This window comes from Moritella sp. PE36, assembly GCF_000170855.1.
GTDB lineage: Bacteria > Pseudomonadota > Gammaproteobacteria > Enterobacterales > Moritellaceae > Moritella.
The window spans coordinates 1-21,990 of the sequence record NZ_ABCQ01000063.1 but is presented as its reverse complement, the minus strand read 5'-3'; the positions used below and the strand labels follow the sequence as shown (position 1 = coordinate 21,990).

The following is a 21,990-nucleotide window of genomic DNA, read 5'->3' as shown; positions in this document are numbered from 1 at the left end:
CACTGGTATTCCTTCAGATCTCTACGCATTTCACCGCTACACCTGAAATTCTACCACCCTCTCAAGAACTCTAGTTTGCCAGTTCGAAATGCAGTTCCCAGGTTGAGCCCGGGGCTTTCACATCTCGCTTAACAAACCGCCTGCATGCGCTTTACGCCCAGTAATTCCGATTAACGCTTGCACCCTCCGTATTACCGCGGCTGCTGGCACGGAGTTAGCCGGTGCTTCTTCTGCGAGTAACGTCACAGTAGCAAAGTATTAATTTACCACCTTTCCTCCTCGCTGAAAGTACTTTACAACCCTAAGGCCTTCTTCATACACGCGGTATGGCTGCATCAGAGTTTCCTCCATTGTGCAATATTCCCCACTGCTGCCTCCCGTAGGAGTCTGGACCGTGTCTCAGTTCCAGTGTGGCTGATCATCCTCTCAGACCAGCTAGGGATCGTCGCCTTGGTGAGCTCTTACCTCACCAACAAGCTAATCCCACTTGGGCTCATCTAGTCGCGAGAGCTTTCAAGAAGAGGCCCCCTTTCACCCGTAGGTCGTATGCGGTATTAGCAGTCGTTTCCAACTGTTGTCCCCCTCGACTAGGCAGATTCCCAAGCATTACTCACCCGTCCGCCGCTCGACGCCAGAATAGCAAGCTATTCTTCGTTTCCGCTCGACTTGCATGTGTTAAGCCTACCGCCAGCGTTCAATCTGAGCCATGATCAAACTCTTCAATTAAAAGTTTTTGACTAATTGCCTAAGCAATTAAGTCGGCTCAATGAATTCTGTACTTCAACAACAAACCGAAGTTTGTTGTTTATAAAACCAAACCTTTCGATTTAATTTAATGTTCACAATTACATTGATATAATATTTGGTCATTATATCTCTGCAAGTGCTCACACAGATTGCTTGAATAAATTGTTAAAGAGCATACTGAACGGCTGTTGCCGTGTCAGTGGGATGGATTATAGAGAATTCGATCACATAGGCAAGCGTTATTAGTAAATAACCTCACAAACAACAAGCTCTGTATGGATTTAGTACAGAACCGTTTTTTTTCACTCTTAATCGTATGTAAATACCCCAACATAGCGGTTCAGCTCATTTAAAAGTCAGTATTTACGATGCTAGGTAACTAGTAATGTCCATTTATCGCGATACAATAACCTTAACCAAGGAGATAGACCCATGACTGAACTTAAAAAACAAATTATCGCAGAGATGAAAGTTAAACCAAGTATCGATATCGCCGATGAGATCCGTAGTCGCATTAACTTTATCAAGCAGCAATTAACTAACTCAGGATTAAAAAGTTTAGTATTAGGTATAAGTGGTGGTGTTGATTCATCAACTTGTGGCCGACTATGCCAACTGGCGATTGAAGAGCTTAATACTGAACACAGTAATGATGATTATAATTTTATTGCCGTGCGCTTACCTTACTCAGTACAGGCGGATGAAGATGATGCTCAAAAAGCACTGCACTTTATTAATCCGAAAACATCCGTCACAGTCAATATTCAGTCAGGAGCAGATAGTATTCATGCCGAGGTACTCAAATCCGTGAAGGCCGCAGGATTACCAGAAAGCACCGCCTTCAACCAAGATTTTAATAAAGGTAATGTAAAAGCAAGAATGCGCATGATTGCACAATATGAAATTGCAGGGTTATATCGTGGTTTAGTACCGGGAACCGATCATAGTGCAGAGAATATTTCCGGCTTCTTTACTAAGCACGGTGATGGGGCTTGTGATTTAGCGCCACTATTTGGTTTGAATAAACGTCAAGTTAGAGCGCTAGCCGAATCTTTGGGGGCTCCGCAAGAGGTTTATCAAAAAATACCCACCGCAGATTTAGAAGAAGATCGCCCACAACTTGAAGATGAAGTGGCACTCGGTGTGACTTACGATCAGATTGATGATTTCTTAGAAGGGAAAGACATCGATGTTAAAGCTGAAACTAAAATTATCGATACCTATAAAAAAACGACTCATAAGCGTAATCCGATTCCAACACCAGTGTAATGCGTAGTTAATGACGAATACAAAAAAAGCAGAGATAAATCTCTGCTTTTTATAGCGACAATTACATTAACGCTTACTTTACAATTTTAGTTGGTTTTGGCCAATTTTTGATATGACGTTGTTTTACTCGCGTGATCACCAGTTCATCAGCAGCGACATCTCTAGCAATAGTAGAGCCGGCACCAATAGTGGCATTTTTACCAATAGTAACAGGCGCGATCAATTGACTATCTGAACCAATGAATGCGCCATCTTCAATAACCGTCTGGAATTTATTTACCCCATCATAGTTACAAGTAATCGTACCCGCACCAATATTTACGTTTTCACCAATAATGCTATCACCAAGATAAGCAAGGTGACCGGCTTTAGAACCTTTACCTAACGTTGTTTTTTTCAGTTCAACGAAGTTACCTACATGTGCATCGTCTTCCAATATTGTATTAGGACGTAAACGTGCAAATGGGCCAACACTGCAATCAGCACCGATTGTCGCTGATTCGATAATTGAATTTGGTTTAATCTCAGAGTTATCACCAATATAACAATCTTTTAAAATACAGTTAGCACCGATAGTGACACCACGACCAATCGTTACTTTACCTTCGATGATCACATTAATATCAAAGGTAACATCGTTACCAACAATCACTTCACCGCGTAAATCAAAGCGGCGTGGATCAAGCATAGTCACGCCTTGTTCCATGAGTTTATATGCTTGTAATTGTTGGTATGCGCGTTCTAATTCCGCCAACTGCATACGGTTATTCACACCTTCAACTTCGATATTTGCAATCGGGTGAACCGCGTTAATGGTGCGGCCGGCTTTATACGCAAGTGCAATCACATCCGTTAAGTAATATTCACCTTGCGCATTATTATTATCTAACAGAGATAACCAGTGCTGAAAATCTGCCCCATTAGCAACGAGAATACCGGAGTTAACTTCATTAATTTTAAGTTGTTCTGCTGATGCATCTTTCTGCTCAACAATACCGACAACCGTGTCACCATCACGGACAATGCGACCATAACCCATCGGATTATCTAATTTCACAGTAAGTAAGCCAATACCACCTTCAGGCTGAGATTGGCATAAATGTGTTAGCGTTTCTTGGCTAATTAATGGCACATCGCCATACAATATCAATATCTGTTCATCTGCTTTAAATTGATCTGCAGCCTGCTGTACTGCATGCCCTGTACCTAATTGCTCGGCTTGCAGCACCCAATCTAATTTGTCATCTTTGATCCGCGATTTGAGTAATTCTGCACCATGGCCATAGACTAAGTGGATATCGTTAACATCTAACTGTTTGACGGTATCAATAACATGTTGAACCATTGGTTTTTTAGCGATAGGGTGAAGAACTTTAGGGAGATCTGAACGCATACGCGTTCCTTTACCAGCGGCAAGAATAACAACACTAATAGGCATAATGGGCTCTTATCTGAATGATGACATTGAAAATATAAATAGTATGCTCAGGTTATAGGGAATTATTAAATTTAACAATATGCAGTGTGTATTAAAGACATAAAAAAAAGCGACCCTAAGGTCGCTTTTTGACAACTGAACGTGTTCAATTAAAAATTCAAACTAATTGAATTTTTTAACCAATTTAAGCACGCGAAGTTGAGCAATAGCATCAGCCAGCTGAACAGCTACTTGAACATAATCTACATCTTGATTAGTTGCAGAATTGTTAAGCAGTTCTTCAGCTTGTCTTTTGGCTTCTTGCGCTTTGGCTAAATCTAGATCTTCTGCACGAATTGCAGTATCAGCCAGAACGGTAACTTCACCCGGTTGTACTTCACAAGTACCACCAGATACGAAGATAATTTCTTCTTCACCGTGTTGTTTAACCAAGCGCACCATGCCAGGTACTATACCAGTAAGTAGTGGAGTGTGACCGGCTAAAATACCGAACTCTCCACCAGAACCGGTAATTTGAACGCTTTCAGCACGGCCGGAAAATAACACTCCTTCTGCGCTTACTACATTCAAATCAAAAGTCATAGCCATAGTGCCCTCGCTTAGTTACATTTTCTTCGCAGCTTCAACAGCATCGTCGATTGAACCACAATACATGAACGCTTGCTCAGGAAGATCATCGTAATCACCTGCTAGTAGGCCTTTAAAGCCACGTAGAGTTTCTTTCAATGATACTAGAACACCTGGGTCACCCGTAAATACTTCTGCAACATGATACGGTTGAGTCAAGAAACGTTGGATCTTACGAGCACGAGATACGATTTGCTTATCTTCTTCAGATAGCTCATCCATACCTAGGATCGCAATGATGTCTTTTAACTCAGTATAACGCTGTAGTACACCTTGAACGCCACGAGCGATGTCGTAATGTTCTTGACCAACTACTAGCGGATCTAACTGACGAGAAGTAGAATCTAGTGGGTCGATCGCAGGGTACATACCCATTGAAGCAATATTACGGTTCAGTACAACGGTTGCATCTAAGTGAGCAAATGTTGTTGCTGGAGATGGATCCGTTAAATCATCCGCAGGTACGTATACCGCTTGGATAGATGTAATTGAACCACTCTTAGTTGAAGTAATACGCTCTTGTAGGATACCCATTTCTTCAGCAAGTGTAGGCTGGTAGCCTACTGCTGATGGCATACGACCTAACAATGCAGATACTTCAGTTCCCGCAAGTGTATAACGATAGATATTATCGATGAATAATAATACATCTTTACCTTCGTCACGGAAGCGCTCAGCCATAGATAAACCAGTCAAAGCAACACGTAAACGGTTACCTGGAGGCTCATTCATTTGGCCGTAAACCATGGCTACTTTATCAAGTACGCCGGCTTCTTCCATCTCGTAGTAAAAGTCGTTACCTTCACGAGTACGCTCACCAACACCAGCAAACACAGATAAACCTGAGTGAGCTTTAGCGATGTTGTTGATCAGTTCCATCATATTTACGGTTTTACCAACACCGGCACCACCGAATAGACCGACTTTACCACCTTTAGCAAATGGGCAAATCAGATCGATAACTTTAACACCCGTTTCTAACAATTCGTTAGAAAGTGACTGCTCTTCATAAGAAGGGGCTGCACGGTGAATTTCATAACGCACATCTGTAGGGATAGCGCCTTTACCGTCAATAGGGTTACCAAGTACGTTTACAATACGACCAAGACATGCGTCACCAACAGGCACGCTAATCGCGCTACCAGTGTTAGTTACTTTAAGGCCTCGACGTAAACCGTCACTTGAACCCATAACGATACAACGAACAACACCACCACCAATTTGTTGCTGAACTTCCAGCACCAATTCAGATAGGTCAGTGTCGTCAAATGTCAGTGCATCGTACACTTGAGGTACGGATTGCTGTGGAAACTCAACGTCCACAACTGCACCGATGATCTGGACAATAATACCAGTACTCATTTTAAATCCTCTAAACTTTACAAGTTTGCCTAAACCGCTGAAGCACCAGCACAAATTTCAGAAATCTCTTGTGTAATGGCAGATTGACGGGCTTTGTTAAAAATTAACTGCAGCTCATCAATAATGTCACCAGCATTGTCAGTTGCATTTTTCATTGCAAACATACGCGCTGCTTGTTCTGATGCAGCGTTTTCGACAACACCTTGATACACTTGAGATTCAATAAATCTAACTAATAATTTAGTTAAAAGCTCAGCAGGTTCACCTTCATATAGGTAATCCCAGCCATGCTTCGGTAATGCTTCATTTTCTTCCGATGCAGGCAACGGCAGTAGTTGATCGATAGTTGGTTCTTGCGTCATTGTATTAACAAATTTGTTATATACAACGAATAAGCGATCCAACTTCCCATTATCGTATGCTTCTAGCATAACTCGAACAGAACCAATCAAATCGTCTAGTGCAGGTTCTTCACCGAGGTTAGCAACATTAGCCACCACGTTTCCGCCTACACTACCAAAAAATGAACCGGCTTTAGCACCTATTAGGCCTAAATCGATATCTACTTTTTTGTCAGACCATCCCTTCATATCAGAGATAGTTTTTTTGAAAAGGTTAATGTTCAAGCCACCGCATAGACCACGGTCAGTTGAAATCACAATATAACCAACACGTTTCACTTCACGCTCTTCTAGGTACGGATGAGAGTACTCTAGAGAACCTTCGGCGAGATGACCGATCACTCTGCGCATTGTGTTAGCGTATGGGCGACTAGCTGCCATGCGATCTTGTGCTTTACGCATTTTACTCGCGGCAACCATCTCCATTGCGCTGGTGATCTTCTGAGTATTAGTAATACTCCCGATCTTGTTTTTAATTTCTTTAGCGCCGGCCATTTGCTTCTCCTATTAAGCTAACTGTGGCAGCAAAGGCTGCCACCGCTCTTACCAGGTTTGTGTAGACTTAAAGCTTTCAAGTAAGCTTGATAGCTTAGCTTGAACATCTTTGTCGTACGCGCCTGTTTCATTAATAGAAGCAAGTAAATCAGCGTGTTCTGCTTTAGCATAAGCTTGTAGAGACGCTTCGAAGCTAACAATTTTGTTAACTGCGACATCTTCTAATGCGCCAGTTTCTGCCGCATATAAAGATAGAGCCTGCTCAGCAACCGTCATTGGAGCATATTGGCCTTGCTTCATTAGCTCAGTAACTTTTGCGCCATGATCAAGCTGCTTACGCGTTGCATCATCAAGGTCAGAAGAGAATTGAGCAAATGCTGCTAATTCACGATACTGTGCTAGTGCGGTACGAATACCACCAGATAGTTTCTTAATGATCTTCGTTTGTGCAGCACCACCAACACGCGATACAGAGATACCTGGATCAACAGCAGGACGAGTGCCTGAGTTAAACAGCTCTGTAGTCAAGAAGATCTGACCATCGGTAATAGAAATTACATTCGTTGGTACGAACGCAGATACGTCACCACCTTGGGTTTCAATGATAGGTAGCGCAGTTAAAGAACCTGTCTTACCTTTCACTTCACCTTTAGTGAATGCTTCTACGTATTCAGCGTTTACACGAGCAGCACGCTCTAGTAGACGTGAATGCAGATAGAAAACGTCACCTGGGTAAGCTTCACGGCCTGGCGGACGACGTAATAGTAATGAAATCTGACGGTAAGCAACGGCTTGCTTAGACAGATCATCATATACTATCAGCGCATCTTCACCACGGTCACGGAAGTATTCACCCATGGCACAACCAGCGTATGGTGCTAGATATTGTAGTGCCGCAGCTTCAGAAGCCGTTGCAACAACAAAAATAGTGTTTTCCATTGCGCCATGTTCTTCAAGCTTACGTACTACACTAGCGACGGTAGAAGCTTTCTGACCGATTGCTACGTATATACATTTGATGCCTGAGTCTTTTTGGTTAATGATTGCATCGATAGCGATAGCACTCTTACCAACCTGACGGTCACCAATAATAAGCTCACGTTGACCACGACCGATTGGGATCATAGAGTCAATCGCTTTGATACCGATCTGGATAGGTTGATCAACCGATTTACGTTCCATTACACCCGGTGCAATTACTTCAACTGGAGAGAAACCATCGTTGTCGATAGGTCCTTTACCGTCGATAGGCTCACCAAGTGTGTTTACAACACGACCTAATAAGTTGCGACCTACTGGCACTTCAAAAATACGTCCAGTTGAACGTACTTTTTGGCCTTCTGCAAGACCCATGTAAGAACCCATTACTACCGCACCAACAGAGTCACGCTCTAGGTTAAGTGCGATACCAAAACGGTTGCCAGGTAATTCAATCATTTCGCCTTGCATACAGTCTGCAAGGCCATGAATACGAATAATACCATCGCTTACTGAAACGATAGTACCTTCATTTCTTGCTTCACTAACAACGCTGAATTTTTCAATACGCTGTTTGATCAGATCACTGATTTCTGTAGAATTCAGTTGCATGCTATTCCCCAATTACGATTGTAGCGCTTCCGCAAGTTTATTTAACTTACCGCGTACAGAGCCATCAATAACTAAATCACCAGTCTGAATAATCAAACCACCGATTAACGTGTTATCAACGTTGCAATTTAACTTAACTTTGCGTGCTAAACGTTTTTCCAACGCGATTACAATGTTTGCTTCTTGCTCTGCCGTTAATGGCATTGCAGAAGTAACGTCAGCTTCAACAGATTTCTCATGTTCCGCTTTGTAGTATGCAAATAAAGTAACAATGTTTGGTAATGCGCTTAAACGAGCGTTCTCAGCCAATACTTTAATAAAGTTTTGACCCGATTCGTTAAGTTGCTCATCAGCTACCTTGATAAAAATATCAGCAATAGAGTGAGCACTTACAGCACCATTTAATAATGTAGAAATATCTTTATTTACCGCGATTTCCGCCGTAAACGCTAACATTTCTTGCCATTTATCAATAGCCTGTTCCTTAACGGCAAAATCAAATGCAGCTTTAGCATATGGACGAGCAATAGTAGTCAAATCAGACATAAGCCCCCCAGTTGTTAAAGTTCTGCAACGATTTTGTCAACGATGTCACTGTTAGCAGCGGCATCAATAGAACGTTCGATAATTTTTTCAGCACCGGCAATAGCTAAACCAGCTACTTGTTTGCGTAATTCTTCTTTTAGACGATTACGTTCAGCTTCAACTTCAGCTTCTGCTTGAGCAAGAATTTTAGCTCGCTCTGCATTTGCTTCTTCTTTAGCTTCATCGACAATTTGAGATTTACGCTTGTTTGCTGCATCAATGATAACTGCCGCTTGCGCTTTAGCATCTTTCAATTGATCTGTAGCTTTAGCTTCCGCTAGCTTCAAATCTTTAGCAGCTTTATCCGCACTTGCAAGACCATCGGCGATTTTCTGTTGACGTTCTTCGATAGCCGCAATCAGTGGTGGCCATACATATTTCATACAAAATAGTACGAATAACGTAAACGAAATCGCTTGGCCTAAAAGAGTTGCGTTGATATTCACAACGAACCTCCTTGGTTAGTAGTGGACCAAAAGCTGATTAAGCGATGAATGGGTTCGCGAATAATAGGAATAATGCGATACCAACTGCAATCATAGAGATCGCATCAAGAAGACCAGCAACGATAAACATTTTAGTTTGTAATGCTGGCGCCATCTCTGGTTGACGAGCAGAAGACTCTAGGAATTTGCCACCTAAGATAGCGAAACCGATTGCTGTACCGAATGCAGCAAAACCTAGTAAGATAGCAACAGCAAAGATAGTAGCTGATACAATTTCCATTTTATTCTCCAAATAAGATAAAAAATTTTAATTAAAATTTGTGTTTATAAATTAATGATCTTCACATGCACTGCTTAGATAAACCATAGACAGCATCATGAAGATAAACCCTTGTAGAACGATTACCAAAATATGGAAAATCGCCCATGGCACACTTAGTCCCCACTGAAGGTACCAAGGCATAAGCGCGATCAAAATAAAGATCAGCTCACCTGCGTACATGTTACCAAACAAACGAAGCGCTAATGAAATAGGCTTAGCCAGTAAAGTAACCATTTCCAGTGCAAAGTTAAAAGGAATAAATAACCAGTGGTTAAATGGGTTCATAGTCAGTTCGCGAGCGAACCCTTTGACACCTTTAACCTTGATGCTGAAACCAACAATAAGAAGAAAAATACTAATCGACATAGCGAAGGTAGTATTTAAATCCGTTGTTGGAACAACTTTCATGTAGTCAATTCCTATTGCTTTTGCGGCTTCAGGAATGAAATCCACAGGAACCAAATCCATTGTATTCATCAGAATAACCATCATGAAGATAGTTAATGACAACGGTGCGATTAACGCATTACGACCATGAAAAGATTCTTTCACGATATTGTCAACGAACTCGATACACATTTCAACAAAACATTGAAATTTGCCTGGTACGCCCGTAGTCGCTTTCTGACCAACTCGATAGAATGTCCCTAAGAATAAAATCCCTAAAGCAAGGGTTACGAAAAGTGTGTCTAGGTGCCAAGTCCAAAATCCTTCACCAACCGCTAAATTAGTTAAGTGATGTTGGATATATTGGGTCGACGTTAGTGCTTCACCTGTTACAGACATTTTTCATCCCAGTTTTTTGTTCATAAAATAAGGAGCAAATAATTGTGAGCCGATTGCTAATGAGAACGTCACGTAAAGAGGAAGATAATTCACCTTAACGAAACCTAATACCACAATAAAGAACACAACTGTCAGTACCAATTTTAACGTTTCACCTAATGCAAATGATGCTACAACATCTTGAATCTGTCTGGCGCCCATAAACCGGAAAGCCAAACGGGTAAAGATGTAATTTGGTAAGACATAAATAATGCCACCAAAGATTGCAGAACGAGCTGAAAGCTCACCATCAATAAGCAAAAAGGTTAACGCGCAAACGGCCACTAATAGCACCTGAAACACAATCAATTTAATAGCTTGATTGAACGCATTCATTGCTAATTTGTTTGACACAATAAACCCCTAAAACAATCTTTTTGAAGCATTCAAAAAAAATATACAAAAACGCTTCTAAAAGCAGGATAAATTATACGTTGAAGTGGTGCTAATGCAACTCATTGCAAGCCAGATAAGGAAAGCTAAGTAGAATATTCTGAAATATGCGATATGACAGGCGTTACCCACTAATGAGTACCGCCCTTATAATATTAAATTCTAAACAACGCGGTTATTATGAAATAAAGTTATTTTGACATCAGATGAAATCTAAACCTTTGATATTTCAAGTGAAGATAATTGTGAAGAAAAGCGTATCTTATTGAGCTAAGTATATTTATTGACTCATAACTGCACTTTTAAAAATATTAACTTAATTTGATCTTTATCATCTGGAGGTTAAAGTTTAACCCAAAGTTGCAACTATATCATCCAATTCAGCAAGGCTAGTATAGTCAATTGTTAGCTTCCCACAGCCATTTGCACCTTGTTTGATGATAACTTTGGCTTTTAATCGTTCAGATAAGCGATATTCTAGGTTAACAACATCGGGATCTTTTACCTTTATTGGGCTTATTTCAGCTTTCGGTTCCAGTAGCTTTCTCACCAATTTTTCGGTATCGCGAACAGTTAAACCACGTTGAGCAATATTGCTTGCAGCTTGTGATTGCAGCTCACCTTCAAGTGCCAATAATGCACGGGCATGACCCATCTCAATGTCGCCATGTTCAAGCAACGTTTTCACGTCATTATTGAGACTATTTAAGCGTAATAAATTCGATACCGAGGCGCGTGATTTACCTACAGCATCAGCGACTTGTTGATGCGTTAATGAAAACTCTTCAATTAAACGCAGTAATGCGGTTGATTCTTCCATTGCATTTAAGTCTTCACGTTGAATATTTTCAATCAGAGACATCGCCATCACCGCTTCGTCAGCCACATCTTTGACGATACAAGGGACTTTACTTAACCCCGCTAATTGTGCAGCACGCCAACGACGTTCCCCAGCTATAATTTCAAACTGTTGTGGATTTAATTCGCGAACAACAATAGGTTGGATAATGCCTTGTGCGGTAATAGAGGCGGCTAACTCATCTAAGGCATCTCTAGCCATATCTTTACGTGGCTGATACTTGCCTGGATATAACCACTCAATCGGTAATTTTTTGAATTCATTCTCAACCGTTACTATCGGTTGCGCTAGATCATCCGCGGTTTGTTCTTTGGTTCTTGCCATGGCACTGGTACCGAGCAAAGCATCCAGACCTTTACCTAACCCTCGTTTTTTCACGTTCATGCTTGTTCCTTTGTCTGTTCGCTCTGTTCATGGGCTAATTCTTGACGACGAATAATTTCACCCGCGAGCGCTAAATACGCTTTAGCCCCGTTAGATGATTTATCATAATACATGGCTGGCGCACCAAAGCTCGGCGCTTCAGCTAAACGGACATTTCGCGGGATCACAGTACGATAGACTTTATCCCCAAAATGTTGCTTCAGTTGTTCGGACACGTCTGAAGCTAAACGATTACGCGGGTCATACATGGTGCGTAATATGCCTTCAATTTTCAAATTAGGATTAACAGCGGCGGCTAATTTACTGGTGGTATCCATTAATGCGGTAAGGCCTTCGAGTGCATAATACTCACATTGCATTGGCACAATAATAGAGTCCGCAGCAGCCATGGCATTAATGGTTAATAAGTTTAATGATGGCGGACAATCAATAAAAATATAATCGTAATAATCTTTTACTGCGGCAAGTGCATTTTTCAGCCGTAACTCACGGGCAAAAAATGCCATTAACTTGATTTCAGCCGCAGTGACATCTTGATTTGCTGCGATCAGATGATATTTACCCGACGTTTCAGTAATAACAACCTCTTTTACAGGCTTTTCATCAACCAATAAATCATAAGCAGAATACTCGACGTTATACTTATCGATACCACTGCCCATGGTTGCGTTACCTTGTGGATCAAGATCAATCAGCAATACCTTACGTTTAGTCGCCGACATGGAGGCTGCTAAATTGACACAAGTAGTTGTTTTTCCTACGCCACCTTTCTGGTTAGCTATTGCTATGATTTTGCCCACAAATATTCCCTATTATTTAATCTCAGACATGACGATTAGATGACGTTCGCCCTCTAACTCTGGCACTGTTAGTTTATGTGCAACTTCCAGTTTGAATTTAGCATTTAATGTTTTAATTTCACCCGTTGGTTTCACCCCTTTCAACGCATAAAACAATCCATCTGGTTTTGGTAGATGCTTACACCAATGTAACATATCTTCAAGTGAAGCAAACGCACGACTTAATACCCCATCAAATTTAATTTCTGGGTGATACTCTTCGACACGAGATTGCACAGGCGTGACGTTAGTTAATTTTAATTCGTGCACCGCTTGAGTGACAAAACGAATACGTTTACCTAAACTATCCAGCAGTACAAATTCTTTATCTGGATTCATGATCGCTAACGGTAAACCCGGTAAGCCAGGTCCAGTACCCACATCAATAAAACGTTCACCTTCTAAATATGGGCTCACGACAAGACTGTCCATAATATGTTTTATTAACATATTTTCTGGATCACGTACCGAAGTCAGGTTATATGCCTTATTCCACTTATGTAACAAATTCACTAATGCCACTAATTGCTGCTTTTGGGTATCAGTCACAACCAAAGATGTTTGGGCTAATAATGCGTCGAGACGGTTGATCATAGGGTGATTTACTCCGGTAAAACGTGATTATCTAAGTTAATATTAAATCGTAGAAAAAAAAGAACAAGACAACCTACAGATTAAGGTAAAGGTACCTTAACTAAATAGTAGCATTGCAAATTAGGGAATGATGTCAAAAATGAGGTTATATAGCCACCGATAAATGTATTAACGGTGGCTGTTGTACTAATTATTTATTTGCTGAGTAGGTTTTGCTTTTTCAAATAAATTAACAAAATTGAAATTGCAGCAGGTGTGATGCCTGAAATACGCGATGCCATCCCAATTGTTTGTGGTTTAACGTCGACTAACTTAGCAATCACTTCATTAGAAAGGCCTTTAATTTTGGCGTAATCTAAATCCGTTGGCAATAAGGTATTTTCATGACGCAGTTGCTTTTCAATCTCCGCTTTCTGACGGTTGATGTAACCTTCGTACTTAATGGTGATCTCAACTTGTTCTGCAGCCGACTCATGCTCTAGCTTCGGACCCAGCTCTTCAATTGTCATCAAGGCGTTGTAGGTTACTTCAGGACGACGCAGAAGATCTTCTAAGGTATGTTCACGTGATAGCGGTTTAGCCAGTATTGCATTGATCTTATCCGCGAATGCTTTATTCGGATTGATCCAAGTAGAACGTAAACGTTGTTGTTCCAGTTCAATGGCTTCCATTTTCTCGTTAAACACCTGCCAGCGATGATCATCAACTAAACCGAGTTCACGGCCTTGCTCTGTTAAACGCGCATCCGCGTTATCTTCACGCAGTATTAAGCGGTATTCAGCACGACTGGTAAACATACGGTACGGTTCTTTGGTCCCTAATGTGGCCAGATCGTCGACTAACACACCCAAGTAAGCCTGATCACGGCGTGGGTGCCATGTATCTTCTTCTCGTGCTGTGCGTGCGGCATTTAAACCAGCAAGTAGACCTTGTGCCGCCGCTTCTTCGTAACCCGTGGTCCCGTTAATTTGACCCGCGAGGAACAAGCCTTCGATAAATTTACTTTCTAACGTCAACTTAAGATCACGGGGATCGAAGTAATCATACTCGATCGCATAACCAGGACGAGTAATGTGAGCATTCTCTAAACCGCGGATCGAACGAACAAGATCAACTTGTACATCATAAGGCAAGCTTGTTGAGATGCCGTTAGGGTAAACTTCATGCGTTGTTAAGCCTTCTGGCTCGATAAAAATCTGATGTGATTCTTTATCTGCAAACCGAGTGATCTTATCTTCGATCGATGGGCAGTAACGTGGGCCAATGCCTTCGATCACACCGGTGTACATTGGGCTACGATCCATACCACTGCGGATCACATCATGAGTTTTATTATTGGTATGAGTGATGTAACAAGGTATCTGTTGGGGATGATCTTTACGGCTGCCAATGAAAGAAAATACCGGTGTTGGTTTATCACCGTGTTGCTCTTCCATGACAGAAAAATCAATAGTGCGACCATCAATACGCGGCGGAGTACCGGTTTTTAAACGACCTGTACGAATGGGTAACTCACGTAGACGTGCAGCCAATGATACCGAGGCAGGATCACCCGCGCGACCACCTGGATAGTTTTGCAAGCCAATGTGAATAAGTCCGTCAAGGAAAGTACCGACGGTTAATACCACTGATTTAGCTCTAAACGATAAACCGGCTTGAGTCATCACCCCCACGACACGATCATTTTCAATAATAAGATCATCAACTGATTGTTGGAATATCGTTAGGTTTTGTTGATTTTCAAGTTTTTGACGTACCGCTGATTTATATAACAAACGATCCGCTTGGGCACGCGTTGCACGCACAGCAGGGCCTTTACTTGAATTTAATGTTCTAAATTGAATTCCGCCGAGGTCAGTTGCTTGACCCATGATGCCGCCAAGTGCGTCAATTTCTTTAACCAGATGGCCTTTACCGATACCACCGATTGCTGGGTTACAGGACATATGTCCTAGCGTATCGATGTTATGGGTTAATAATAATGTCTTTCGTCCCATACGAGCAGCAGCGGCAGCGGCTTCTGTGCCTGCATGTCCGCCACCTACGACGATAACTTCAAATTGTTCATGGTATGCCATGTATCACCTCGGTTTTATTTGGCGGATATATTCAGAGCGGCACAGTCTACGGTTTTATCCCACAGATGCAAATGATCTTAATTATATTTTTATTTAGATCCAACTGTTGATCTTAAAGATCTTAAAAGAGATCTTATTAGATCTATTATTAGGATCGCCTTGATCTGTTGATAACTCACTTTGATCTAGGAAGATCATGTGTTTAACGTCGATCACTTACTGTTAGTAAGGCTTGGGCTTGTTACGTATAAGCTGGGTGTAAATAGCCGAGTTATACACAGGGTCTCGGTTACTGTATTTATTCTACATGGATAACTATAGGTTCTTCACAAGAAAGATCTATAGTTATCCACAGAAAATAAAAATAAAAAAACATGATCATGGTTATATTATAGCCAATTATTCGACCATTCAGGGAACCAGTCGTCGATCGCATCTTCAGGGATCGGCGTTTCTAGCGTGCATATTTCGAGTGTTTTAGAGACCTTTTTGGCGTTTAATTTAGCCAGTTGACGATCGATCATATGACCTGCATTACAGAATTGATCATAAGATTTTGAGCCCAGGGCGATCACTGCATATTTCACGCTGCTTAAATTAGGTTTCGTTTGTTGCAGTTGTAGCGCAAGCGGTGCGATGTTATCAGGGTAGTCACCTGCGCCATGCGTGGCTGTGCAAATGATCCAGGGGTGGTTATTGTCGATCGGTAGGTTGGCTAAATTAGGATCGAGGTGAATATTGACTTTGAAACCTTGATCAATCAGTTTTTCTGCTAAATGATCCGCGACATATTCTGCCGATCCCAATGTTGTTCCTACAATTATTTCGAATGTGTACATGGTTTCCTCTTATTTAAACGATGCTTTCACTGTTTTTTCTGTAAAATGAAGTTTATTACAATATTATTCATACCTATTAAGGCACTTATGGCTTCATTGTTTCAACGTTTTCTGACTGTATTTGGTCGTTCTCTACGGGCTAAAAAGACACCGAATGCGCCACCTAAACCGATTATTAATAAGGTAGCGACGACAACAGTGAGTATACCTGATGTCGCTGTAGCGGATGAGATAATTGACACGAGTTCATTATTTTATGATTTGCTGTTTAATAATAAGTATGTGGTAACAGAAGCGAGTGCAGGATTAAACCCGTTAGAAAAAAGCATCCTGCTTAAAGTTGAAGCGGGGGTCGGCCGACCTGAAAGTATCGCGTTAAACGTGGTGCGACTACCTGAAGTATTACATAAGGTATCGGCGCTAATTGACCGTGGTGATTATACCGCAGAACAATTAGCGGCATTGATTACTCAGGATCCGGTATTGGCCGCTGATGTGATCAAGTTAGTGAACTCGGCAGGTTATCAATTAGGGTCTCTGGAAGTCACTAGTTTACAAGCGGCTGTTGTTCGTTTAGGCGGTTTACAGATTAAATCGATTGTATTGACGATCGTGATGCAAAATATTACCGAGATAAAGCCGATTTATTTTAAGTTATTTGGTCAGCATTTATGGCAGCATTCACTCACGACTGCCTTGTGGGCAAAAAAGTTAGCTAAGAGTAGGGGGGAGGATCCTGACTTAGCCTATTTCTTAGGTTTGATTCACGATGTGGGTAAAATTGCGCTGTTTAAATTAATCGTCGATGAAATGAATATCAGTGACCCCCAATTTAGACCCAGTTCCAAGTTATTCCGTCAAATGATGACCAAGCATTCATTACGCTTGTCGGCGTTAATCGCTCAGGCTTGGCTGTTACCGGGTCCTGTGGTGAAAGCCTTGTATGAACAGTCGGAAAGTAGCGCTGTTCTGCAGCATACGGGGCCTGGTAAGTTATTGGTACAAGCTAATTTATACAGTGAGATACACTTATTGTTAGAACAAGGTTATATCTCCCAGCTGCAAGCGACAGAATTTTGCCGTGATAATCAACTCGATATTCAAGCGTGTATCGCGGGAGTATAAAGCCATAATTAGACTTGCATATCGGGGTTTATTTGCTAAGAAACGAGTGTTAATTACTGGTTTATCCACACCTACTTAGCGGTGCTTAAAGTTATCATTTATCAGGGTTAACTTGTGGGTAACTCTGTGGATGGGTTTGTAACATTGATGGTATTGGATCGTTGCCGAAGTGTTTTAAATGTGGAGGTTATGATCTTTAGTGACCGTGTTTAAACTGAGAGGTAAATAAAGTGACGATCCCCGTTAGGATCGTCCTGGTTATTCTCTGTGGCTTATTTACCGATGCAGAATGAAGTAAAGATACGACCAAGAAGATCGTCAGAGCTGAACTCGCCGGTAATTTCAGACAGTTGCTGTTGGGCTAAGCGTAGCTCTTCTGCAAGCAGCTCTCCCGCCTTATAAACTTCAAGCTGCTGCTTGCCTATCTGCAAGTGCTCATCGGCCTTCTCAAGAGCGTCTAAGTGACGACGGCGGGCAATGAAACCACCTTCTGTATTGCTTTTGTAGCCCATACATTGTTTTAAATGATCCTTAAGCTCATCTAAGCCAAGGTTCTCTTTTGCTGATATTTTAAATACCGGATGGCTTTGATCGTCACTCACAGTGAGTGTTTCACCAGTAAGATCCACTTTATTTCTGATCACGGTTAGTCCGATCGAGCTTGGCAGGCGATCAATGAAGTCAGGCCAAATTTCGGCAGGATCCGTGGCATCTGTTGTGGTGCCATCAACCATGAAGAGTACTTGATCCGCGTTATTGATCTCTTGCCAAGCGCGTTCAATACCAATTTGTTCTACACGATCAGGGCTGTCGCGCAAACCTGCGGTATCAATAATATGCAGTGGCATACCATCAATGTGGATATGTTCACGTAGAACATCACGCGTTGTGCCGGCGATGTCGGTCACAATCGCCGATTCTTTACCTGCTAGCGCGTTGAGCAAACTTGATTTACCAGCGTTAGGACGGCCTGCAATCACTACCTTCATACCTTCGCGGATAATGGCCCCTTGCTTGGCTTCTTTTTGCACTGCGGAGAGGTTATCCATGATGTTATACAGTGCTTGAGCAATTTTACCGTCGGCAAGAAAATCAACTTCTTCTTCTGGAAAATCAATCGCCGCTTCAACATAAATACGTAGGTGAATTAAACTTTCGGTCAGGGTATTAATTTTTTTCGAGAATTCACCTTGCAGGGAGTTCATGGCTGATTTAGCCGCGCGTTCTGAGGTGGCATCGATCAGATCGGCAATGGCTTCGGCTTGGGTTAAATCCATTTTGTCATTGAGAAATGCACGCTCTGAGAATTCACCCGGACGGGCCATTCTGATGCCGTCTATTTTAAGAATACGACGCATCAGCATATCCATGATCACGGGACCACCATGACCTTGTAACTCTAAAACATCTTCACCGGTAAATGAATTTGGTGCTTTGAACAAGATGGCAATACCTTGGTCAATTGTTTGCTGGTCTTCATCCAAGAAAGATAAGTAATCGGCTTTACGCACGGCTGGAATTTTATTTAAAATTGTCTGCGCAACTAACTCTGTTTTTGCGCCAGAGATACGAATAATTCCCACACCACCTCGTCCTGGCGGTGTGGCTTGTGCAATGATAGTTTCATTAGTTAGCATGTGATTACCCGAAGATAGTAGATTTTTTAGATGAAAAAAGGCGGCACAAGGGCCGCCTTGATAAGATTAGCAAGCTTATTTCTTGCTATGCAAACCTTGTTTTTCCAGTGAGCGGAAAATAATAGTTTGTTGGATAATTGTAACCACGTTACTCATTAACCAGTATAGAACTAGTCCTGCTGGGAACCACAAGAAGAAGAAAGTAAACATCACAGGCATGAACTGCATGACCTTCTGCTGCATTGGATCCTGCACTTGTGTCGGCGACATTTTCTGGATCATGTACATAGTAACACCCATTAATAGCGGTAATACGTAGTACGGGTCTTGTGCTGATAAATCATTAATCCACAATGCGAATGGCGCGTGACGTAATTCCACACTTTCCATTAAGGCCCAGTATAGTGAGATGAAAATAGGCATTTGGATGATCATTGGGAAACAACCACCTAATGGATTTACTTTCTCTTCTTTATACAATGCCATCATTGATTGCGACATTTTTTGTTTGTCGTCGCCACATTTTTCACGTAATGCGGTTAATTTAGGTTGTAGTAAGCGCATTTTAGCCATTGACGTATATTGCGCCTTGGTTAGCGGATACATTGCACCACGTACGGTGAATGTGATCATGATGACCGCAATACCCCAGTTACCCACTAAACCGTGGAAGAACTGTAACAGTTGGAATAATGGTTGTGCGATGAACCATAACCAGCTGTAGTCTACTGTTAGGTCAAGACCTTCAACTAATTCGCCCATCTGATCTTGTAATTTAGGACCAAGCCAAAGTTTTGCTGAGATCGTTGTTTCGCTGTTCGCGGCAATGGCTTCAACAGGTTGTTTGAAACCGATAATCGCTTGACCTTGAGTAAAATCAGTACGACCAATGTTCAAAGTGTAGAAATGATTTTGGCTGTTGCCAGGGATCCATGCTGATACAAAGTAATGCTGTAACATGCCAACCCAACCCGCAGTCGTCGTGCGACTTAGGTTTGCATCGCTGATATCATCGAAATCGTATTTTTCATAACGTTTATCAGTCGTACCCAGTGCGGCACCACGGTAAGCTTGCATCATCATGCTGCTACCAGTGTCTTCAGACAGATCAATGTTTTGTTTTAATTGACCGTACATTTGCACCGAAATCGCGTTAGCAGATTGGTTATTAATTTTGTAGCTCACGTCAACGTCATAGTTGCCACGAGTTAGGGTAAATATTTTGGTAAATTCAACCCCATTCGCATCTGTATAAGACAGTGGAATACTTAATGTATCGCCTGAAATCGTGAAGCTGGTCGCGGTAGTACTGTATTGTGGACGACCATTTACGTTTGCATCTGGACCGTTGGCGCCAATAAGACCACTTTGTGCAACATAAACATTGGTTGCATCATTTTGTAATAAGGTGAAACGTTCTTCAGCATCTAACTCTGTCGCATGCTCAAGTAAGTCTGCACGAACAATATCACCACCTAAGGTATCGATAGTCAGTTCAAGTACATCTGAGCTGATGGTGATCAGATTGTTTGATTGTTTGCTGTTTGGCGCATCAGTTGATGAGTCACTGCCTGCTGGTACATCGCCAGTTAAACCATTGGTGAACGCTTGAGTCGTTGTTGGTACTGCAACCGGGTTGTCTTTATTTTGCCATTCGGTAAATAGCAAAAAGCTGACAAACAATAATCCGATGACAAGTAAATTACGTTGGGATTCCATAATCTAATTAATCTCTTTGTTTGGGGTCAGGAACAGGATCGTAACCATGTTTATTACTAAAAGGATGACATATTAATAGACGTTTGGCTGTGAGCCAACAACCTTTTGTAAATCCGTGGAGTTTTATTGATTCTATCGCGTATTGAGAACACGTTGGAGTGAAGCGACAGCGAGGCCCAATTATTGGACTAATGAATAATTGGTACCCTCGTATTAATTTGGTGCCTAACCATTGCAGCGGCGACAAAGTTTGCGCCATAACTTCTCCAATAATGCATCGATTTCTGCATTTTCCAAGTTTGCAATACCTGATTTAGCGATAACCACGATATCAACATTAGGAAAATCATGTTGGCGTGTCCGAAAACTTTCTCTAATTAGACGCTTAACTCGGTTACGGCCGACAGCAAGTTTAATCGCTTTTTTAGGTACCGCTAAACCAAGACGAGGATGTCCAAGTGAGTTATTTTTGGCAAGTATAGTTATATGAGGTGAGGCAGATCGCACAGGGTCTGCGAATACGTTTTTGAAGTGTTCGGGAGTTAACAAACGTAACTCCCGAGGAAAGCTCTTATCTATCACGTCTGATAATTAAGCGCTTAAAGTCTTACGACCTTTTGCACGGCGACGTGCAAGAACCTTACGGCCACCTACAGTTGCTTTACGTGCGCGGAAACCGTGTGAACGTTTACGCTTAAGGTTACTTGGTTGAAAAGTACGTTTCATAGCTTTATCCGTTATAAAATTAACTGTACAGTTATGTTGAGTTAGCCAAGAAATAATGACCGGTCGTCAACTTGACTAACACAAAAAGAGGCGGAATTTTAATCATTGTTGTAATACAAGTCAATAATTAATCAATACTCGCCTCGTGAAAATAGCAATATCTCACTTAAATTCGATATTCTCGGCCGATTATTATGCGATTGGATACATGAAATAATAGGCTAAATTCCTATCCATATAGATAAAAATTATAATTTGGTTTAATAATTGCTGTTATTCCAATCTGATCACAGGGATCAAGCGGGGAATTATACAGGCTATTTACTAACTAACAAGTCAGCACTGCTAATTTATCCACTTTATAGTGTCGGATTATTGATTTACTCGCTGTAAAAATGTACGAGTACGAGGATCTTGCGGGTTATTAAAGATCATATCCGCGGATCCTTGTTCAACAATCTGGCCTTGATCCATGAAAATCACCCGGTCTGCGATCTCTTTTGCAAATTGCATTTCGTGCGTCACAATCAGCATGGTTTGCTTTTGTTTGGCTAATTGACGCATTAACGTGAGTACTTCACCCACCCATTCTGGGTCTAACGCCGAGGTTGGTTCATCAAACAAGATCACTTTGCTTTGTGCCGCCATTGCTCGCGCTATGCCGATACGTTGTTGTTGTCCCCCTGACAA

Annotated in this window: 23 protein-coding genes and 1 rRNA gene; 2 read left to right on the top strand and 22 right to left on the bottom strand. The window is 41.7% G+C overall.

The window, feature by feature from the left end; translation table 11 throughout:
- Window positions 1-726 (bottom strand): 16S ribosomal RNA (locus tag PE36_RS20905); the annotation flags it as partial.
- A 453-nt stretch (window positions 727-1,179) separates the two neighbouring features.
- On the opposite strand from PE36_RS20905, the gene nadE reads away from it, so the two are divergent.
- Entirely contained in the window at window positions 1,180-2,016 is an 837-nt protein-coding gene (gene nadE, locus PE36_RS20900) for an ammonia-dependent NAD(+) synthetase (protein WP_006034092.1), read from the top strand.
- 73 nt (window positions 2,017-2,089) lie between these two features.
- On the opposite strand, the gene glmU is transcribed toward nadE, so the two are convergent.
- The 15 genes from glmU to mioC form a co-directional block, all read right to left on the bottom strand.
- Window positions 2,090-3,454, bottom strand: coding sequence for a bifunctional UDP-N-acetylglucosamine diphosphorylase/glucosamine-1-phosphate N-acetyltransferase GlmU (gene glmU, locus PE36_RS20895; protein ID WP_006034091.1), 1,365 nt, complete (start codon window positions 3,452-3,454; stop codon window positions 2,090-2,092).
- A gap of 162 nt (window positions 3,455-3,616) precedes the next feature.
- A complete protein-coding gene (locus PE36_RS20890) occupies window positions 3,617-4,042 on the bottom strand; it encodes a F0F1 ATP synthase subunit epsilon (RefSeq protein WP_006034090.1) in 426 nt (141 codons plus the stop codon).
- 15 nt (window positions 4,043-4,057) lie between these two features.
- Entirely contained in the window at window positions 4,058-5,443 is a 1,386-nt protein-coding gene (gene atpD / locus PE36_RS20885; protein WP_006034089.1) for a F0F1 ATP synthase subunit beta, read from the bottom strand.
- Window positions 5,444-5,472: 29 nt separating this feature from the next.
- Window positions 5,473-6,339 (bottom strand): F0F1 ATP synthase subunit gamma, encoded by an 867-nt coding sequence (atpG, locus tag PE36_RS20880; RefSeq protein ID WP_006034088.1) that lies wholly within the window; start codon window positions 6,337-6,339, stop codon window positions 5,473-5,475.
- Window positions 6,340-6,387: 48 nt separating this feature from the next.
- Window positions 6,388-7,929, bottom strand: a complete 1,542-nt coding sequence (gene atpA, locus PE36_RS20875; RefSeq protein ID WP_006034087.1) for a F0F1 ATP synthase subunit alpha — start codon at window positions 7,927-7,929, stop codon at window positions 6,388-6,390.
- Between the two features lie 12 nt (window positions 7,930-7,941).
- Entirely contained in the window at window positions 7,942-8,475 is a 534-nt protein-coding gene (atpH, locus tag PE36_RS20870) for a F0F1 ATP synthase subunit delta (RefSeq protein ID WP_006034086.1), read from the bottom strand.
- A 14-nt stretch (window positions 8,476-8,489) separates the two neighbouring features.
- Complete coding sequence (gene atpF / locus PE36_RS20865) at window positions 8,490-8,960, bottom strand: F0F1 ATP synthase subunit B (RefSeq protein WP_006034085.1); 471 nt, start codon at window positions 8,958-8,960, stop codon at window positions 8,490-8,492.
- 37 nt (window positions 8,961-8,997) lie between these two features.
- On the bottom strand, window positions 8,998-9,240 hold the full coding sequence (atpE, locus tag PE36_RS20860) for a F0F1 ATP synthase subunit C (protein WP_006034084.1): 243 nt from the start codon (window positions 9,238-9,240) through the stop codon (window positions 8,998-9,000).
- Between the two features lie 51 nt (window positions 9,241-9,291).
- A complete protein-coding gene (gene atpB / locus PE36_RS20855) occupies window positions 9,292-10,068 on the bottom strand; it encodes a F0F1 ATP synthase subunit A (protein WP_006034083.1) in 777 nt (258 codons plus the stop codon).
- A gap of 3 nt (window positions 10,069-10,071) precedes the next feature.
- On the bottom strand, window positions 10,072-10,461 hold the full coding sequence (locus PE36_RS20850; RefSeq protein ID WP_043994932.1) for an ATP synthase subunit I: 390 nt from the start codon (window positions 10,459-10,461) through the stop codon (window positions 10,072-10,074).
- Window positions 10,462-10,849: 388 nt separating this feature from the next.
- Window positions 10,850-11,743 (bottom strand): ParB/RepB/Spo0J family partition protein, encoded by an 894-nt coding sequence (locus PE36_RS20845; protein ID WP_006034081.1) that lies wholly within the window; start codon window positions 11,741-11,743, stop codon window positions 10,850-10,852.
- Window positions 11,740-12,543 carry a ParA family protein gene (locus tag PE36_RS20840; protein WP_043994931.1) on the bottom strand — a complete coding sequence of 268 codons (804 nt, stop codon included), beginning with the start codon at window positions 12,541-12,543 and terminating at the stop codon, window positions 11,740-11,742. The genes PE36_RS20845 and PE36_RS20840 overlap by 4 nt, the downstream gene beginning before the upstream one ends.
- A 12-nt stretch (window positions 12,544-12,555) precedes the next feature.
- Entirely contained in the window at window positions 12,556-13,176 is a 621-nt protein-coding gene (gene rsmG, locus PE36_RS20835; RefSeq protein WP_006034079.1) for a 16S rRNA (guanine(527)-N(7))-methyltransferase RsmG, read from the bottom strand.
- Between the two features lie 194 nt (window positions 13,177-13,370).
- Entirely contained in the window at window positions 13,371-15,254 is a 1,884-nt protein-coding gene (gene mnmG, locus PE36_RS20830; protein ID WP_006034078.1) for a tRNA uridine-5-carboxymethylaminomethyl(34) synthesis enzyme MnmG, read from the bottom strand.
- A gap of 389 nt (window positions 15,255-15,643) precedes the next feature.
- Entirely contained in the window at window positions 15,644-16,093 is a 450-nt protein-coding gene (mioC, locus tag PE36_RS20825; protein WP_006034077.1) for an FMN-binding protein MioC, read from the bottom strand.
- 87 nt (window positions 16,094-16,180) lie between these two features.
- On the opposite strand from mioC, the gene PE36_RS20820 reads away from it, so the two are divergent.
- Window positions 16,181-17,218: an HDOD domain-containing protein gene (locus PE36_RS20820; protein ID WP_043994930.1), complete on the top strand. Its 1,038-nt coding sequence runs from the start codon at window positions 16,181-16,183 to the stop codon at window positions 17,216-17,218.
- Between the two features lie 272 nt (window positions 17,219-17,490).
- Here the strand turns inward: PE36_RS20820 and mnmE are convergent, their stop codons facing one another.
- The 6 genes from mnmE to PE36_RS20795 form a co-directional block, all read right to left on the bottom strand.
- Window positions 17,491-18,855, bottom strand: coding sequence for a tRNA uridine-5-carboxymethylaminomethyl(34) synthesis GTPase MnmE (mnmE, locus tag PE36_RS20815; protein ID WP_006034075.1), 1,365 nt, complete (start codon window positions 18,853-18,855; stop codon window positions 17,491-17,493).
- Window positions 18,856-18,930: 75 nt separating this feature from the next.
- The gene (yidC, locus tag PE36_RS20810) at window positions 18,931-20,574 is read right to left on the bottom strand and encodes a membrane protein insertase YidC (RefSeq protein ID WP_006034074.1); all 1,644 of its coding nucleotides are present in this window, start codon (window positions 20,572-20,574) and stop codon (window positions 18,931-18,933) included.
- Window positions 20,575-20,581: 7 nt separating this feature from the next.
- Window positions 20,582-20,833, bottom strand: coding sequence for a membrane protein insertion efficiency factor YidD (gene yidD / locus PE36_RS24200; RefSeq protein ID WP_083798034.1), 252 nt, complete (start codon window positions 20,831-20,833; stop codon window positions 20,582-20,584).
- Window positions 20,800-21,123 (bottom strand): ribonuclease P protein component, encoded by a 324-nt coding sequence (gene rnpA, locus PE36_RS20805; protein WP_043994929.1) that lies wholly within the window; start codon window positions 21,121-21,123, stop codon window positions 20,800-20,802. Before rnpA ends, yidD begins: the two co-directional genes overlap by 34 nt.
- Window positions 21,124-21,165: 42 nt before the next feature.
- The gene (gene rpmH / locus PE36_RS20800; protein ID WP_006034071.1) at window positions 21,166-21,300 is read right to left on the bottom strand and encodes a 50S ribosomal protein L34; all 135 of its coding nucleotides are present in this window, start codon (window positions 21,298-21,300) and stop codon (window positions 21,166-21,168) included.
- A 372-nt stretch (window positions 21,301-21,672) separates the two neighbouring features.
- The coding region (locus PE36_RS20795; RefSeq protein WP_006034070.1) for an ATP-binding cassette domain-containing protein at window positions 21,673-21,990 on the bottom strand (318 nt) is incomplete at its 5' end.

Excerpts from the sequence above, each read along its gene's own strand:
- PE36_RS20845 (WP_006034081.1), bottom strand. The coding sequence starts at position 11,743 with ATGAACGTGAAAAAACGAGGGTTAGGTAAAGGTCTGGATGCTTTGCTC.
- atpH (WP_006034086.1), bottom strand. The coding sequence starts at position 8,475 with ATGTCTGATTTGACTACTATTGCTCGTCCATATGCTAAAGCTGCATTT.
- atpG (WP_006034088.1), bottom strand. The coding sequence starts at position 6,339 with ATGGCCGGCGCTAAAGAAATTAAAAACAAGATCGGGAGTATTACTAAT.
- mnmE (WP_006034075.1), bottom strand. The coding sequence starts at position 18,855 with ATGCTAACTAATGAAACTATCATTGCACAAGCCACACCGCCAGGACGA.
- atpD (WP_006034089.1), bottom strand. The coding sequence starts at position 5,443 with ATGAGTACTGGTATTATTGTCCAGATCATCGGTGCAGTTGTGGACGTT.
- yidC (WP_006034074.1), bottom strand. The coding sequence starts at position 20,574 with ATGGAATCCCAACGTAATTTACTTGTCATCGGATTATTGTTTGTCAGC.
- glmU (WP_006034091.1), bottom strand. The coding sequence starts at position 3,454 with ATGCCTATTAGTGTTGTTATTCTTGCCGCTGGTAAAGGAACGCGTATG.
- yidD (WP_083798034.1), bottom strand. The coding sequence starts at position 20,833 with ATGGCGCAAACTTTGTCGCCGCTGCAATGGTTAGGCACCAAATTAATA.
- mioC (WP_006034077.1), bottom strand. The coding sequence starts at position 16,093 with ATGTACACATTCGAAATAATTGTAGGAACAACATTGGGATCGGCAGAA.
- rsmG (WP_006034079.1), bottom strand. The coding sequence starts at position 13,176 with ATGATCAACCGTCTCGACGCATTATTAGCCCAAACATCTTTGGTTGTG.
- atpB (WP_006034083.1), bottom strand. The coding sequence starts at position 10,068 with ATGTCTGTAACAGGTGAAGCACTAACGTCGACCCAATATATCCAACAT.
- nadE (WP_006034092.1), top strand. The coding sequence starts at position 1,180 with ATGACTGAACTTAAAAAACAAATTATCGCAGAGATGAAAGTTAAACCA.
- PE36_RS20890 (WP_006034090.1), bottom strand. The coding sequence starts at position 4,042 with ATGGCTATGACTTTTGATTTGAATGTAGTAAGCGCAGAAGGAGTGTTA.
- mnmG (WP_006034078.1), bottom strand. The coding sequence starts at position 15,254 with ATGGCATACCATGAACAATTTGAAGTTATCGTCGTAGGTGGCGGACAT.
- atpE (WP_006034084.1), bottom strand. The coding sequence starts at position 9,240 with ATGGAAATTGTATCAGCTACTATCTTTGCTGTTGCTATCTTACTAGGT.
- atpA (WP_006034087.1), bottom strand. The coding sequence starts at position 7,929 with ATGCAACTGAATTCTACAGAAATCAGTGATCTGATCAAACAGCGTATT.
- rpmH (WP_006034071.1), bottom strand. The coding sequence starts at position 21,300 with ATGAAACGTACTTTTCAACCAAGTAACCTTAAGCGTAAACGTTCACAC.
- PE36_RS20820 (WP_043994930.1), top strand. The coding sequence starts at position 16,181 with ATGGCTTCATTGTTTCAACGTTTTCTGACTGTATTTGGTCGTTCTCTA.